A 15665-nucleotide genomic window follows, 5' to 3' on the forward strand; every position below is an offset into this window, starting at 1 on the left:
GCCTGCGAAGGTCGGCAGGGTTAATGTCTTGTCCCCGCCGGAACCGAGATACAGCTACTATTGTCGAGGCAGATGACCGTTCCGTCCAAGCGCGGGTCAGCGAACAGAACGTGGCTGCCATCGGCAGTTTCGGTATTGTCGGATTGCGCCGGGGGGAGCGGTGCGAAGCGGCCCACATCGAAGGCCATCGTGACGGAACTCGCCGTCGTGCCGGGTTCAGGGTTGGCTGCCTGCTCCACTGTCAACACACCGGGAAGGAAGGTCATACTGTAGTTGGCGGACGCGGCCAACATCCCTTGGGTGATCGCATAGGCGCCCGGCGCACTGAGGCTCGTCGCCAAGGTAGCGAGTCTTCCTGAAAGCCTGTCGCCGTTGACCAGGCTCGCACCCCCGACCGTGTAGGTGAGCGCCGGATTGGCGAGGCCATAGCGGCGGCTGAGAGAATCGGCGGCGACCGTGATGGCGCGTTGGTTGACGGTGAGGTCTGCGCCCGTGTAGCTGATGGCGTAGTTGGCGTTTGCCAGCGACCCTTGCGTGATCGCGTAGGCGCCGACATTGGCATATTGCCCCGCCATGGTCGAAAGCGATCCGGAGAGCGTGTCGTTGTTGACGAGGCCCGTCGCCGTGTAGCTCAGCGTCGGGTTTGCATCGCCGTAGGTCTTCGACTGCGCATCCGCCGTCACCGTCAGCGCCCGTTGGTTCACGCTCAAGTTGGCGCCGGCATAGGTCAGGGCGTAGTTGCTGGAAGCCACGAGCGTCCCCTGGGCGATCGCATAAGCACCCACGTTCGAATACTGCCCCGCTGAAGTCGACAGCGATCCCGAGAGCGTGTCGTTGTTGACAAGGCCTGTCGCCGTATAGGTCAGCGCCGGGTTGGCATCGCCGTAGGTCTTCGACACCGCATCTGCCGTCACCGTCAGCGCACGCGCATTCACGGTAAGGTTGGCACCTGTATAGCTGATGGCGTAGTTGGCATTGACCAGCGATCCTTGTGTGATCGCATAGGCGCCGACATTGGCATATTGCCCTGCAGTGGTCGAAAGCGATCCGGAGAGCGCGTCGTTGTTGACAAGGCCCGTCGCCGAATAGGTCAGCGTCGGACTAGTGTCACCATAGGCTTTCGACAGCGCATCGGCCGTCACCGTCAGCGCACGCGGGGTGATCGTCAGATTGGCGGCATTATAGGTAATCGCGTAATTGGCATTGCCGAGGCTACCGATGGTGATCCCGTAGCTGCCCACATTCGAATACTGCCCTGCCGAGGTCGAAAGCGACCCGGCGAGCGTGTCGTTATTGACGAGGCCCGCCCCACCGACGGTATAGGTCAGCGCCGGATTGGCATCGCCATAGGTCCTGGAAATGCCATCCGCCGTGACCGTGATCGCGCGCTGGTTAACGCTGAGGCTACCGTTGACAAAGTTGAAGCCATAGCCGCTCGACGCGAGCGAGCCCTGCGCGGCGATGATATCAAAGGTTCCGACGCTCGCTGACGATGCCACGCCGGCCGAGGTAACGCTGGCCGATCCCGAGACGACATCTGAAAGTGTATCGCCAAGATAGGCCCCGGTTACGCCCGCATCCAGGCCGGTGATCGTGGCATTCGGCAGCGTCGCGACGTCGCCATACGTCTTGCTTGAATCGACAGCTGCCACGGTCAAAGTCGGGTGATAGTCAAAGACGTAGCGATTACCTGTCGCCGACACCGCGTCACCAGCCGCTGTATTCCAAACGGCCGTGTTGCCGCTGTCAAGCCCATCGAACGTGTCGCCAGTCGGGTTGGCGGAATAGATCAGCCAGCGGCCGGATGTGGCTGCGACCGCACTTGATCCGGCATTGTTGATGAAGGCACCACCGGCCACGAGCGTAGGGGAGCTGCCGGAAATCGCGGCGCCAGATGCGATCGTCAGGTCGCCCGCCGTCGCGATCTTGATCTGATCGCCGGTCACACCTGTGACGAGGCAGTTGCAGGCATCACTGACGTTCGCCGCAACCGTCAAAGAGCTGGCGTCGTAGATGTCGATAGCTCCGCCGGATGCGGCGAATTGGCTGAACTGATTGCCGTTGTTCGTGAGCGTGAACGTGTTGCCTGCCCCCTGCAGCATCAACGTATTGGCGGAAATGGCGGCGGTTTGAGTGACATTCCCGGGGCTCGACAGGTTGACCGTGCCGCTGACCGAAAGTGCCGTATCGACGGCGAAATCGTTCACCGCAAAGATGGAGCGATTGGCGAATGCGAGGCCAGATGCCGTCGTGCCGGCAGTCGCGTTGGCATAGGCTGCGTCAAGCGCCGACAGCGTACCGAGGGCGGTCGTGTCACGTCGCCAGCCGCCCGAAACATCGACATTGTTGACGGTACCAAGCGCCGTGCGGAACGTTGCCCCATCGGCCGCACCCGTTATCGCGTTGGCGGTCGTATAGGCCAGTACGTCGGTGCCGTTGGTCGTATCGATCGTGCCATTGGCGACGATTGCATAGTAATAGCCGTTCGCCCCCGTCGTAACTGTCTGCACCGCGCCATTTCCGACGCGCACATTGACGAGGCCCGCACCGCCCGCCCCCGAGGCGAGCGCGGTCGTGCCGCTGTTCTGGTAGGCGATGCCGGAGATAGCCTGGACGCCGTTGGCATAGAACGGGGTGAGATATGCGTAAAGGCCGGGCGAGACGGTGAATGACGAGCCAAGCCCGGTGCTCGAGGAACCATCCTGCAATTGCGCCGTCGTGAGGCCGGTCACATTGCCCGATACCCCAGCGGAATCGTTTGCGATACCCGTGGTCGTCCCGCTCGTTTGTGTGTCCCAATAGGTATTGGCTATCGAGCCGCCATAGGCATATCCGACAAGGCCGCCGGCGGTGCCGCCGCTGACCGCGCCGGTCGAATAGGCATTGCGCAGCGTCCCATATAAGAACCCGATGAGTCCGCCGACGCTATTGCCGCCAATGACGGCGCCCGTGGCGTAGACGTTGGTGATCGTGACTCCATGAGAGGACGAGTCGGTCCCACCGATAAGGCCGCCGGCGCTGTTGCCCGTGTCGACAACAGTGCCCGTCGCGTAAGCTTTATAGACGGCACCGCCGTTCACAAATCCGGCGAGGCCGCCCACATTTGCGGTCCCGCTGACAGCGGCGGAGGAATAGGCGCTGTTGATCGCGCCCCCGTTCAGATAACCGACGAGACCGCCGGCGTTGCTGCCGCCACTCACCCAGCCGGTGACATAGGCGTTGTTGATGGTGTTGCCGGACTGGTATCCGACAAGGCCGCCGACGTAACGTCCAAAGGGATTCGTATTGGCGACCGAGACGTTGACCAATCCGATGTCCTGAATGAGGCCGCTGCTGTAACCGAATAGCCCTGCGCCGTCAGCACTCTTGGAGATCGTCAGATTGTTGATCGTATGGCCAAGGCCCTCGAACGCGCCGGTGAAATAGTTGAGGTTGTTTGGACCAATCAGCGCATCTGTATATGTGGCGCCCGACGCATCGAGACTGTTGGCGAGTGCATATTGCCCGGCCAGACCGACCGACGTGATGTTGGCCACATCCGCCATCGAGTAGAGAAGCGAATAGACCGCGCCATTGACGGTGAGCGAGCCGCCCTGGTTCGATGTGGCGAGTGTGCCATCGGCGTTCAGATAGGTGAGGTTCCCGGTGAAGCCGGAGCCGGTCAGACCGAACGAGAGATTGCTGGCTGACGAGCTGTCGTAGGCAAGCGCGACGGAGCCCGCGCCCTTTACCGTGATCGGAGCATTGATCGTGAGCGCGCCGCCTGAGAGCAGGCGGAGACTGCTACCTGCCGTCAACGTGAGCGGGCTGGCGACCGTCAATGGCGATCCGCTCGCTGTCGCCACGGTCAGCGAGCCTATCGTCATTGCCTGATCCATCGTGAAACTGGTGCCAAGCGCGTTGATCAGAAGGTTGGACGTACCGTTGATGGCGGCGGTGGCGCCTGCATCATTACCGCTCGCCGCTATGGCGGCGTCTTTCGTGATGCCAGCGGTTGAATAAAGCGTCGAAACCGTCGAGCCCGACAGCGTGTTGCCGAGGAGATTGAACCCGGTTTGAGCAGGCTGGTTGGATGCGGTAGCGAAGGCCGCAGAGTTGGTCGCGCCGGTTCCAGGGTTGGCAGTCGTATAGGTGATGAGCGCATTGCCGGGCGCAAAGGTACCCGCAGCACCAAAGATGTAATAGTACCCGTTGGCGCCTGTTGAGGCCGACCCAAAGCGACTGCCGTTGGCAAGACCGGTCACGGTGACCGCGCCGTTCAGGCCGGAGGCGGCGGGTGTCACCTGGTTGTCGATATAGGCGGTGCCAGAGATCGCCTGAACTCCGTTCTGGAAGATACTGGTGAGATAGGGATACAGGCCATTCGTGCCGCCGGCGAAGGCGGAGCCGAGGTTGATGCCCGCCGTCTGGAGACCCGACGTAGCAAGCCCGCTTACATTCCCTTGCTGGCCGGCGCCATCATTGCCGATGCCATTGCCGGCGATGCCACTCGTCGACGTGTCCCAATAGGCGTTGCTGACCGAGATCGTGCCACCGTTCTGCGGATAGGTCCAGCCGATCAACCCGCCCGCATAGGTCTGAAAATATTGGGTCGGTGCCGTGACCGAGCCCGTCGCATAGACATTGCTGATGCTTGCCGTCCCGCCGTAGGCCTGAAGCATTCCGACAAGGCCGCCGGCCTGGCCGTATGCCACGCTGGACACTGCACCGGTCGCGTAGGCATTGGTGATTGAAGCGTTAGCGGACGTGAACGCGTAATTTTGTCCGACCAGGCCGCCCGCCGCGCTGCCGCCGTAGACCGCACCGGTCGCGAACGCGTTGTCGATCAGTGCGGAGGCGTTGGTCGAAGCGCTGTTCACTCCGACCAGGCCACCGGCTGCTATTAGTCCCGCCGTCGAGCCGACGGTTCCGGTCGCGTAAGACGAGGCAATGGAAGCTGTCATGTTTATGTAGGCGAAGTTCTGACCCACCAGGCCGCCGAGCGTGGCGTTCGCGTCACCGGTGACGGTCCCGGTCGCGTAGGAACCGGTGATCGCAGCGGTATCGGAGTTGGCATAATTATAGCCCGCGAGGCCACCGGCGGAACCGAGGCTTCCCGTCGTCACCGTGCCTGTCGCGTAGGAGCCAGTGATCGTGGCGGAACCCGCTTTGGCATAGTTCTGTCCGACGAGACCGCCGGCGAGGCCCTGCGATCCCGCCGCCACCGTGCCCGTCGCGTAGGAATTGGCGATCGTAACCGGAGCGCCGTTGCTCAATGTCGCGCCGACAAGGCCGCCGACGTTGGCGCTCGTTCCACCGCTCACATTGGTCGAGGCAAACGAATTGACGACCGAGGCTTGCGTACCATTGCTGACCGTCGTCAGAAGACCGACCAGCGCGCCATCCGTCGCCACGGGATTAGGGTATTGGGGCGAGATGCCTACGCCGCTGACGGAACCGCCTACAAGGCCGATATTGCGGATCGTGCCGCCCGTGACCGTGCCGAACAGGCCGACGGCCGCATTATTGGTCGTGCTGTTGATCGTCAGGTTGGAGATCGTATGGCCGAGGCCATCGAAGCTGCCGCTGAAAGTTGGGATCGGTGCATCGGTAAAAGGTATTGCCGCAAGATCAAGGTTACTAGCGAGGGCGAAACTGCCCGAGTTTGCTGTGCTAACGTTCAGCAGATCCGCGGCTGAATAAACGAGCGTCTGCTGTGCGCCATTGAGGAACAGCGCTTGCGAGCCCGGCGTGCCGGTGAAGTCGATGCGGCCGGCAAAGCCCGTCGCCGACAGTCCAAAGTCGACCGTGCCGCCCGCCCCTCCTCCGACATTGGTGTTCAGCATAAGCGCGCCAGTGCCGCCGACCGTGACGGTCGCATCGATGTTGATCGAGTGAGCGGCATTGAGCTGGAGGAGATTGGCGCTCCAGGCCAGCGGTGTTGCGATGGTGATGTTGCCGGCCTGCGAGCCGGCAGAGCCCGCTCCGCCGGTCGATACCGTAACATTCGCCGTCTGAAGCGCATTGGTCAGCGTGTTGACATTGATGACACTGTCATTGCCGCTAGCCATGAAGCCAGAGGAATTGCTGTCCGTCGCCGTCGAGATCGTCACGTTGTACGGATCGAGCAGGAGGTCGCCGAAGGAACCGTTGGCGGCGGAAAGATCGGTAAAGCCGGTATAGGAGAGTAGCGCCTTACCGGAGACTTCCGCATTGCCGCCATTGCCAGAGAGCGAACCGCCGCGGGCGGTGATGGTGCCGGCGAAGCTGGTGAGATTATCCGACCACAAGACGACATTGCCGCCATTGCCGGTCGTGACCGCATCGGCATTGATGGTGGTGTTGGCGTCGACTGACAGCGTCTCGGCGTGCTTCAAGGTGCCGCCGCCCTGCCGCCCGCCGCCGATATTGACGATGCCGCCGCCGGTCTTGCCGGAAGCATTCACCTTTGCAGAAGCGAGCTTGATCGACCGGCCCGTGACGGTGACCTTGCCGCCCGTGCCGGCGGCATTGCCGGCATCGAGCGCACCGGAGACAGCCACCTCGCCGTCGCCGCCGGTGAGCGTGATGTCGCCGCTCGTGCCGGAAACACCCTTGGCTTCGATCGTGCCGGACATATTGACCGCCTGGCGCGCCATATCCCTGGCGGCGGCGGCCGAAAGCTGCACCGTACCGCCATTGGCGGAGATCTTGCCAGTGTTGGAGACGAGCGCTTTCGTCCCCGCGGCCGCTGTCGGGATCGCCACCTGCAGGAAGCCGTCACCGGCCAGATCAAGCGTCGCCTGCTCGCCCGAGCCAAGCGCCGCCTTGCCCATCGGCACAGTGATCACGCCGGAGTTCTCGACCGAGCCGCCGATCAAGGCGAGATAGCCGCCACGATTGATGGTGATCGTGCCCGCATTGGCCACGGAACTGGATGCACCATTGCCGGTAAACGTCCGCTTGCCGGCCATGAAGTCGTCGTCGGAGATGCCGAGCGTTGAGGCGACGAATGCGCCGGTATTGACGGTCCCCGTTGGCGTGATGGCAATGCCGTTGGGGTTGACCAGATAAACCTGCCCGTTGGCGGTGAGGCTGCCGGCAATCGTCGTCGTGGTCGAGCCGGTGACGCGGTTGAGGATGGCCGAGGAAGCATTCGGCTGGACGAAGGTGACGCCGTTGCCCTGGCCGATATTGAAGTTCTGCCAGTTGACGACGGCATTGGCGCTCGTCTGGTTGATCGTCAGCGTGCCGTTTGATGGCGTGCCGATCGTCGCACTGCCCGCCGCGACGCTTCCGCCCGTCGGCAAGGACTGGGTGAAGGCCGGATTGGCCCCGACCAGTGCCGTGGAGGCAAGAAGGGCGATGAGCCTGGTCCTCGTGCGGACGGGACGGACGATGGAGCGGCGGTCTTTGACGTGCAGCATGGCGATGGTCCTAGAACTGGAACGCTGCCGAGAGCGTGAAGCGATTGTCGTTCGAACCATCACCGAAGCGCTCGGTGCGGCCGTATTCGAGGCTGAGGGTCGTGGAATTGAAGCTCGCCTGCTCGGCGGCGCCGAGACGCAGGCCCGCCCCATAGGACGCCCCTTGCGTCCAGGCTGTTTCCAGCGCGGTGGGGTCGTGCAGGAGCACACCGCCATAGGCGCCGAACAGATAGGGTGAGACGAGGAAGGCGCCGCTTGACGCTCCGTCCGCCGGCAAGCCTGTCCCCTGCTGTGCCGGGAAAGCGGGAAGCGCGAACGGCAGGCTGAACGGCATCGTGAACGGAAACTGCGCCTCGGCGCGGACGACGAAGCCGTCATCGCCCTGCATCAGGCCGGACGGGAACGTCGAAAGGCCGGTGGTCGAGGCAAGCCCGATCTGCTCGGAATTGAGCAGCGGTTGGCCAAAGGAGGTCTGCGCCGTGGCGCCCAGATCGAAGGTCAGGTGTTCGGCGACCGGCTGGCGATAGCCAAGCGTGAGTTCGAGCTTCTGGAAATCGTCGTCGGCACCCTGCCGCGACAGCGGCGTATCGCTGGCGGCAGCGTCCGCAGCACTGCGCGCACCCAGCCCATTGATGCCGAAGGAGCCGGTCAGCCCGGCCGAGAACAGCGAATCACCGAATACATACCAAGAAATGTCCGCCCCGGTGCGCAGGATGCGCAACCGGTCCTTTGACAGAGCGACGCCGCCAAGATTGATGGCGCTCAGCTCCTCGTCCTGCGCGTCGAATGCGCCGGTCAGGTTGAGCGTCAGGTTGCGCGACCGTATCAGCGGGTAGTTGAGCCTGGCGGAATAGCGGGTGAAGTCCGACTGGAAGGCATTGCTGCCGGCCTCGGCTTCCGGCGCGGTGCGCGAGGCCGTCGCCTCCAGATTGAGGCTCAGTCCGTCATTGCCGAGCGGTACGGTGACGCCGCCGGCCAGCATGCGGTTGCGCGGCGACCCCGAGAAGAAGCCGGTGTCGCCATCGAAGCGCGGTGCGCCGGAGGCGCGCAGATAGATGAGTTCCCCGAAACCGAACACCGAATTGAAGTCGATGCCCATGCCCGTATTGTATTTGCCGAGCTGGTCCGACTGCCGGTTGTCCGTGTTGAGGGAAAAGAGCACCGGCTTGTAACGGGCCTCGATCGTCAGCACACTGCCGCCAGCCGTCGTCCCCCTGGAAAGAGTAGAGCGCAGCACGGCGCCCGGCAGGTCGCCGGCCAGCAGCACGCGTCGTTCGATCTCGGCATTGGTGATGCTTCTCTTACCTACCAGGGGCGCCAGCAGCTTCGCGACGCGTTCACGGATGTTGTCCGGCAGATGCGAAGTGTCGATCCTTTCCAGGAAGCCGTCGATGACGGCGATGCGCAAGGTCGCGCCGTTCACCAGGCGTTGCGCCGGCAGGAGCACGCGCACCAACGGATAACCTTTTGCGGCATAGACTGCCTGCAAACGGGTCGTGGCGGCGAAGAGATCGGCAGCGGTGACCGTCTTGCCGGCAAGTTCCGCCTTTAGCTTCACCGCGTCTTCCGCCAGCGCCGGCAGACCGCCCTCGATGACGACACTCCCGATATGAACATTGAGCTTTTCCGCACCGGAGGGTGCGGTCTGCCCCGCGCCTTCGGGAATCACGATACCGCGCGCTTGCTTCTGCAATTGTGGTTCGAACGTCTGCGGCGTCACCTGCGAGGCGGTCTGCGCCAGAACCGGTCCCACCGAAAACAGCATGATCGCCGCTCCGGCGAGCAGCGCGGCCCGCCGCGCATCGTCATATCTCGAAATCAAATTTAGCCCCGACCTACCTGTTTCCCCCGCATGCTTTATCCGCCCGTGAAGCGGCTACTTTGCCTGCAATCGCGAGAACTGGCCGTTCGAGGGAACCTCTTCCGCGCAAGAGCTAGAAAAATTCTCCGCGATTGTCTGCGTCCATTTTTGACTGCCCGTGAACAGGCATCCGCGATTCACTACGCGTCAGGGGGTGCTTGAACCGACTGCTGCCGAACAACGTCGGAACCTATGCGATCACGCAGGGGTCGCTTGCAGAGCGTTGCCGCCGTAGCGGCTTGAGTGCCAAGTGGTATTTGGCGTCTATCGAGGGTCGCCGGTCGGCAGGCCGATTTCGACGAGCGTTCGCAGAATGGCCTGGGTGGCGTTGAGGTAGGTGTCGCTCGCGTTGTGACTCGACAAGGGGAGAGTGCGGACGGTGAAGTCGGGACGTAGCGCCATGCCTTTCAGCAACGCTTCCCATGCCTCCTTCTTGCGGCCAAGGCGCCGGTAGGCGGTCGCTAGCAGCATGTAGGAGCGGCCGGAGCCAGGAGTGATGGCAATCGAGCGTTCCAGCAATCCGATTGCTTCTGCGTTGCGATCGAGCAGCAGGTTCGCCCAGCCAGCCCCGAGCAGCCAGGTCCAGCGGGAGACCGCCGGCGTATCGAAGCGGTCGGCCTCGGTGAATGTCCGCAGTCCATCGTCGAAGCGGCCGAGTTGGACCTCTGCGAGACCGATCTGATAGAGCGCCGCGCCGTCCCAGGGATTGAGCGTCAGCTCGCGCGCGCAGGCGACAAGACTTTCGGCGAACTGGTTGGTCGCCGTCAGGAAGCGGCAGTATGCGCCCAGCACGGGTATGGATTGCGGTCGCGACCGTAAAGCATCTTCCAGCAAGGCGCGGGCATCGGTTTCGGCGGCGGCGCTTTCGGCGGCGCTATACCAGCCCATTTGCACAGCGCGCAGATGCAGGCCGACAAGCGCCACTCGCAGGTCGACGTTTTCAGGATCGGCGGCGCGATACTTCTCAAGAATCTCCCGTGCCGTTGCGAAACGCTCGCGCGTCGTCTGGTTGATCGACGCGACGGCCTGCTGGATCGCGATATCCGCGCCTGTCCTATGCGTACTGTCCGGTTGAGCAAGATTGTTCATCCGGACGGCCAGCGCATAGCCGACGCCCGCCGCAAGGCGGGACTGGAGACGTTGTGGATCTGTTTCCCCCGCGTTCACCGATATCTCGGCGACTGTTTGGATCTCACCGCTGACGACATTGATAAGGCGCGCCTGAATGGTCCAGGATTGTGCAGTTTTGCTGAGATCAGCTTGCACCCTGTAGGTGGCACGCGTGTTCGATCCCTCGTTTACGACGAGATCGATGCCTTCGATCTTGGAAAGGCCGCCGATCAGCTCGGCGGTGATGTTGCGGGAGAGCGCGACACCCTCGGGACTACCGGCGGCATCAGTAATCGGCAGTACTTCCAGCACAGGCCGGGATGGTTGGAAAAGAAGGGAACGGCTGAAGAGAATGAGGAGCGCTACAACTAGAACGCCGAGGCTGGCGAGCATCGCGGCGCGAAGTCTCCGGCGTGGCCTTGTGCTCGGCCGGTTTCCCGCTTGCGGGAGCTGCGGCGCCGCCTTCTCGTGCCCCTGTCCGTTGGTGACCTCGAGGGCGAAGAGATAGCCTCGGCCCGAGACCAGCTTGATCATCTGCCGCTCGCTATCACCGAGCGCGGTGCGGATTTCGCGGATGCACTGGAAGAGGCTGTCCTCGCCGACATGGATGCCGGGCCAGACGGCTTCCATCAAGTCCTGCTTGCCGAGCACGCGATGGCTGTTGGCAACGAACAGTTTCAGCAGTTCGAAGGCTTTTGGGCGCAGCCGGGTCACGGACCCGTCGGGCGCGCGCAATTCGGCACGGTCCGGATCCAGAACGAAGCCCGAAAATAAGAACAAGTGCCCCCCACGCCTTTCGCAACACGGCGCACCATAATGAGCACCCGGCGGATCCGTCAACCGGTAGGGTCGGGCGTGTGGGGACGGCCTGGCGCGGCCAGTGCCGGCGGGCAATTTCAGAAAAGAATCAGAAAATTTCAGAATTCCTCCGGCCTGCCTTCAGGACGTTGCGCCGCCATCCCGGCTATCTGTCGAACGGGTCGCAGGGTGGCGGCTTGTGACCGGGGAATGACCGTGCCTGATAAAAAGAAGAGAGTGCAGATCTGTCTGTCATGGCTCTATATCGCTCGAGTGGCTTGCGATGACGTCCATGCTTGAGCGGCGCTTCCGCCTTCTGCCGGAAGCGAGCGGGATCGACCGTTTGATGGCGGCGGAAGCCTTTGACGATGCGATCGGGTTGCTGGCTCAGAATTTCGTCGCAAGCCACGTGGCCGCGCCGCGTTCATCGGCGCAGTTCGCCTCGCAGCAGCGATGGCTGCTCTCCCAGGCGGCGCTCACACGGCATTTTCGCGCCGCAGAAGTAGGCGGACCGGGCGTGTCGCGGCGGGTTATTGGGCATCTCGCCGTCCAGCACAACATTTCCAGCCGCAACACCGCCTATGCCTTTTTCGACGAAATCCTGAAGTACCGTCTGGTCCTTCCGGCGCTCGAAGGGAGCCGCGCGGGGGAAGTGGTGCCTGCACCCGAAGCACTGCCGGTGCTCGGCGGGTGGTATGAGGTGCATCTTGCCGCTCTCGACTGTATCGACGGGGGGGATAGGAGCATCCGCTTTCGCAGCGCGCCCGAACGGCTGCTTCCTCTCCTCGTGCCGGCTATAGGAGATCGCCTCTTGGCGAGCCCTGAGATACGAATGCCCGGGCCGCTCTACCGGATCTTCGCCTGGAGCGATGCAGGTGGGCATTTGATGGACCGGCTTGTCGCAGGCATCGACCGACACGCATCGCAGCCTGGCGGTTACCTCACGGATGTCAGATCGATCACGCATCTCGCCGATTTCCTGGCGCTTTCACGGGCGCATACCAGCCGGAAGTTCGCCGAAGCGGAATCGATCGGCGGCTTAGGCTGGAATGGCCGTCGCGGGCGCTCGCGCATCTGGATTTCGGAAGGTTTCTATACGGAATACGCGATGGCGCAGGCGCACAAGCTCATCATCTTCCAAGAGGCATTCGCAGAGATCGAAGGGCGAGCGTCAAAAATGAACGACGAGGATTGTGCCGTTTTTTCATAGTCTCGGCAGAGCTTCTCTTTTCGGTGCCTGAGGTGTGCTGTATCTCCAACGCCAGACGTATATCCAGCGACATCAGAGGTAACGGCGCGCCACGCACAACGATTTTGTTGCCAATCCAACGCAGGATGGCTCGCGCCGCACTTGGAATGGGTGTTACGAACTCGCGGGGGCAGCATCCGTAGAACGAGCTTCTGGTGCGTTTTGAACGAGGCGACGAACTGAAAAGCAAGCACTGCCAGCGCAATCCGAACAATATTGGAAGGCGACGGATCGTGTTCATCTAGGGCGAATATTCGAACTGAGGTGGCCTGTACATTCACCCGAAAGACCGAGATCGGTGGCAGCCGCGACAGCAGAACAGATATATCACCTTGAAGAGATCAGAACTCACGGCGCCTCATTTCATGTCGGGACGTTCTGCCGCAATTTCAGCGGTTTAGATGCGAGATGGAATGCACTCAACCGAAATTATTGATGAGTTCCGCTTAGGGGTTCAGTGCATTGTTGAGGTCGGGCAATCCGACCATCCGCATCATGGGGTCGGACGGAAAAGACAGGAAGCCGACAGCCTCATAGAAGGCTCGTGCGTCATCTGAAATCGCAGGAACCAGCACGCCTCGGATGCCTAGTATTTCAGCGGCATTGAGCAGGCGCAGGCCCGCGTCGCGCACCAATGCCCTGCCAAAACCACGCCCCTGGTAGGATTGATCAATGGCGAGGCGTCCAAGCACAGCGACCGGGATTGGATCAGGCATATTGCGCCGAAAACGGCCAGGTGCTTCCGGCTGTCTTACCGCGCCGGAGGCGAGCGCGTAATAGGCGATAACGCGGCTTCCCTCGCACACGACGAAGGTCCGCGCCCCGCCTGCTTGATTGGAACGGGCGCGGCGACGCAGCCAGTCGTCCAGTTCAGGGACGCCGGAATTGAATTCGGCCAGCTCATGATGATCGGCTAGGGGTGCCGGTGCGCTGAGGGTCACGCCTCATCCCATGGCGCTTTAGTCGACATGGTGCGTGTTAGACGCTCATTGAGCTGCGCAGGCGCATCGAGCCGGGCAAGGTATTCGGCATAGATTTCGGGGCTTACCGTGAAGATAGTGCGGTCGGGCAGCATCTCTTCGGCACGGCGTTCGGACGCCTCCAAAATGAAATCCGTGCGCGTCTTACCGAGCAACTCAGCGGCGCGATCAATCAAGTTGCGGGTCGTCCGCGGTTTCAGCGGGCTCCGATCTTTGCGAATGAACCCCGACTGAATGGTGCCTTCAGCTTCCGTTCCAACGCGGGCGTCTAGAAGAAAGACGTTCAACCGCGGTCCTATCCGCCTGAGGAAACACAGTCATGATCCGCACGTCTTTCATTGCAACCGCACTCGTCGCACTCGTTGGCCTCACCGCCGCAGCTCCCGCCATGGCCAACGATGTGCGTATCGAACAATATGGCTGGTCGAACTCTGCCGGTGGCGCGCAGGAAGGGTACGGAAACCGGATCAGAACCTACCAGAACGGTGGCTACAACCGGATTATCGGCCATCAATATGGGCGTCATAACCTTTCGGCTGTCGGTCAGGAAGGCAATGACAACTATGGCGCCACCTATCAGAACGGCGACCGCAACGTGGCCGGTATCGGCCAGTTTGGTTCCAACCACACGACCATCCTTACCCAGGACGGCAATGGCAACATCGCGGCTGGTGTCCAGGTCGGTCGTGGCTGCAGCGCCAATGTCAGTCAGGGTGGCAACGGCAATGTCGCGGCCTTCGTCCAGGCCTGCCCGTAAGCGGCCGCGCGATGACGCAAAATGAGGTCAAGATCGCAACAGCAGACCATTAGGGGAGACGACCCATGCCAAATAGCGTCACACATCCACGCCGCCTGATGGCGATTGTCGCGCTGGTCCTGCTTCCCGTCGGCGCCGTTGCGGCCGTGACGACTGCCAACCAATCTGACGAGGAGCAGCTTTGCGAAATCAAAGCAACACCTGGAGCAGGTATGGTGAGACTGGATGCGCTCGTCCACGCCGACAAGCATGTCGGCGGGACTTACACCTTCCATGTCGAGAAATCAGGAGATGACGGAAGCTCTACGATCAATCAGAGCGGCGACTTTGATGCGACGGGGGGACATGCGGCAACCCTCAGCTCCGTCTCGCTCGGCTCCAAGGGAACCGAATACAAGGCGACACTGGATATCGTGATCGGGGATAAGAGTTTCAGTTGCACGAAGCAGATCCACGGCAACTGATCGGCCTCCACACCCTGCAGATCTCTTCAAAAGGGCGCCGGTTTCTGGCGCCCTTTTTGCTTTCGATCAGGCCGCAACGACTGAACGATAACTGAACGGGCAATTCCGACTGAGTTCAGCTTAAAGATGCGAAAGTTGATCATCGGCTAAGGCAGCCGGCAAATGGAGATCAAGATGACCCGCAACGTGCTTACGATCCTTACCGTCACTCTTCTTGCCGCAAGCCTGGGGCAAGTAGCCTTGTCTGTACCAGCCTATGCCGGCGGCCGGATCTCGTTCAACCTCGCGCCGGACAATGCCGAGGACGCGGGTCTTTTCTCAACCGGGCTGCGCGTCTATTCGCTCTACCGCGGCCTGAAAGACGCCGACATCCGGCAGCTGGGCCGGAGTAACGCCGCTGGCATTGCCCAGGTTGGCCGTGGCAACCTCGGCTTCATCCAGCAACGGGGCAATGGTCATTCCGCAACCTTACGGCAGAATGGCAACAACAATGCCTATGGCATTTTCCAGTATGGGCGAAATACTGAAACCGACGTGGTGCAGGATGGGGATAACGGCAGTGGCGCTACCTTCAGCTATGGCTGGTAAGGCAGTTCACAACAGTCCCGAAGGCGATGTCACGTTGTTTCATCAACGCCTGGACAAGGCTTGCCCGTAATTCAGATAAAAGCCCTCCTCGCAGACAATTCCTGCCTTCAGACGACGGATCGGCAAGACCTTTACCCTGCGAAAAAGCCAACCCCTTGACCAAACCCTGATCAGAAAACCATACTTAGAGGTGGCTCACTTTTCGGTGGAAAAACCGGCTCAGTTCTGCGCGGAAATCAACACCTCCGGCCGTCCCTGTCACCACGCCGTCTTTTTTGTCTGTGGTCGTCATTACCTCCTCCTTGCGCGGATATACCAACTATTCTTCATCGACTTGCAGAACTCCAGAGCCGTAGTAGCGCGCAGAAAAAAGTCATGTGAGCGTTGAGTTTATGGGCTTCCGTAGTGCCGTCCTCACAGGGTCAACCACCGTCTGCCGCGAAGCTCAGAGGCGTCCTATTCTTGCTCACGAT

The 15665-nt window shown here is 61.7% G+C and carries 9 protein-coding genes; 4 read left to right on the forward strand and 5 right to left on the reverse strand.

The window, feature by feature from the left end; genetic code table 11:
• Positions 1–20: 20 nt before the first annotated feature.
• From QA648_RS31555 to QA648_RS31565, 3 genes are all read right to left on the reverse strand, one after another.
• Positions 21–7385 (reverse strand): MBG domain-containing protein, encoded by a 7365-nt coding sequence (locus QA648_RS31555; RefSeq protein ID WP_283052909.1) that lies wholly within the window; start codon positions 7383–7385, stop codon positions 21–23.
• Positions 7386–7395: 10 nt separating this feature from the next.
• Entirely contained in the window at positions 7396–9207 is a 1812-nt protein-coding gene (locus tag QA648_RS31560) for a ShlB/FhaC/HecB family hemolysin secretion/activation protein (protein WP_283052910.1), read from the reverse strand.
• A 303-nt stretch (positions 9208–9510) separates the two neighbouring features.
• Positions 9511–11136 carry a winged helix-turn-helix domain-containing protein gene (locus QA648_RS31565; RefSeq protein ID WP_283052912.1) on the reverse strand — a complete coding sequence of 542 codons (1626 nt, stop codon included), beginning with the start codon at positions 11134–11136 and terminating at the stop codon, positions 9511–9513.
• Between the two features lie 301 nt (positions 11137–11437).
• On the opposite strand from QA648_RS31565, the gene QA648_RS31570 reads away from it, so the two are divergent.
• The gene (locus tag QA648_RS31570; protein ID WP_283052913.1) at positions 11438–12364 is read left to right on the forward strand and encodes a hypothetical protein; all 927 of its coding nucleotides are present in this window, start codon (positions 11438–11440) and stop codon (positions 12362–12364) included.
• A 485-nt stretch (positions 12365–12849) separates the two neighbouring features.
• Here the strand turns inward: QA648_RS31570 and QA648_RS31575 are convergent, their stop codons facing one another.
• Positions 12850–13344: a GNAT family N-acetyltransferase gene (locus QA648_RS31575; RefSeq protein WP_283052914.1), complete on the reverse strand. Its 495-nt coding sequence runs from the start codon at positions 13342–13344 to the stop codon at positions 12850–12852.
• Positions 13341–13619 (reverse strand): DUF1778 domain-containing protein, encoded by a 279-nt coding sequence (locus QA648_RS31580; RefSeq protein ID WP_283054321.1) that lies wholly within the window; start codon positions 13617–13619, stop codon positions 13341–13343. Before QA648_RS31580 ends, QA648_RS31575 begins: the two co-directional genes overlap by 4 nt.
• 83 nt (positions 13620–13702) lie before the next feature.
• On the opposite strand from QA648_RS31580, the gene QA648_RS31585 reads away from it, so the two are divergent.
• The 3 genes from QA648_RS31585 (at position 13703) to QA648_RS31595 (ending at position 15192) form a co-directional block, all read left to right on the forward strand.
• A complete protein-coding gene (locus tag QA648_RS31585; RefSeq protein ID WP_283052916.1) occupies positions 13703–14140 on the forward strand; it encodes a curlin in 438 nt (145 codons plus the stop codon).
• Positions 14141–14205: 65 nt separating this feature from the next.
• Positions 14206–14604: a curli-like amyloid fiber formation chaperone CsgH gene (csgH, locus tag QA648_RS31590; RefSeq protein WP_283052918.1), complete on the forward strand. Its 399-nt coding sequence runs from the start codon at positions 14206–14208 to the stop codon at positions 14602–14604.
• 174 nt (positions 14605–14778) lie between these two features.
• The gene (locus QA648_RS31595) at positions 14779–15192 is read left to right on the forward strand and encodes a curlin (RefSeq protein WP_283052920.1); all 414 of its coding nucleotides are present in this window, start codon (positions 14779–14781) and stop codon (positions 15190–15192) included.
• Positions 15193–15665: the final 473 nt, after the last annotated feature.

The organism is Rhizobium sp. CB3171, from assembly GCF_029714265.1.
Classification (GTDB): domain Bacteria; phylum Pseudomonadota; class Alphaproteobacteria; order Rhizobiales; family Rhizobiaceae; genus Rhizobium.

What these genes read in the sequence shown, in the direction of transcription:
- QA648_RS31595 (WP_283052920.1), top strand. Translation starts at nt 14,779, where the DNA reads ATGACCCGCAACGTGCTTACGATCCTTACCGTCACTCTTCTTGCCGCA.
- QA648_RS31570 (WP_283052913.1), top strand. Translation starts at nt 11,438, where the DNA reads ATGACGTCCATGCTTGAGCGGCGCTTCCGCCTTCTGCCGGAAGCGAGC.
- csgH (WP_283052918.1), top strand. Translation starts at nt 14,206, where the DNA reads ATGCCAAATAGCGTCACACATCCACGCCGCCTGATGGCGATTGTCGCG.
- QA648_RS31555 (WP_283052909.1), bottom strand. Translation starts at nt 7,385, where the DNA reads ATGCTGCACGTCAAAGACCGCCGCTCCATCGTCCGTCCCGTCCGCACG.
- QA648_RS31585 (WP_283052916.1), top strand. Translation starts at nt 13,703, where the DNA reads ATGATCCGCACGTCTTTCATTGCAACCGCACTCGTCGCACTCGTTGGC.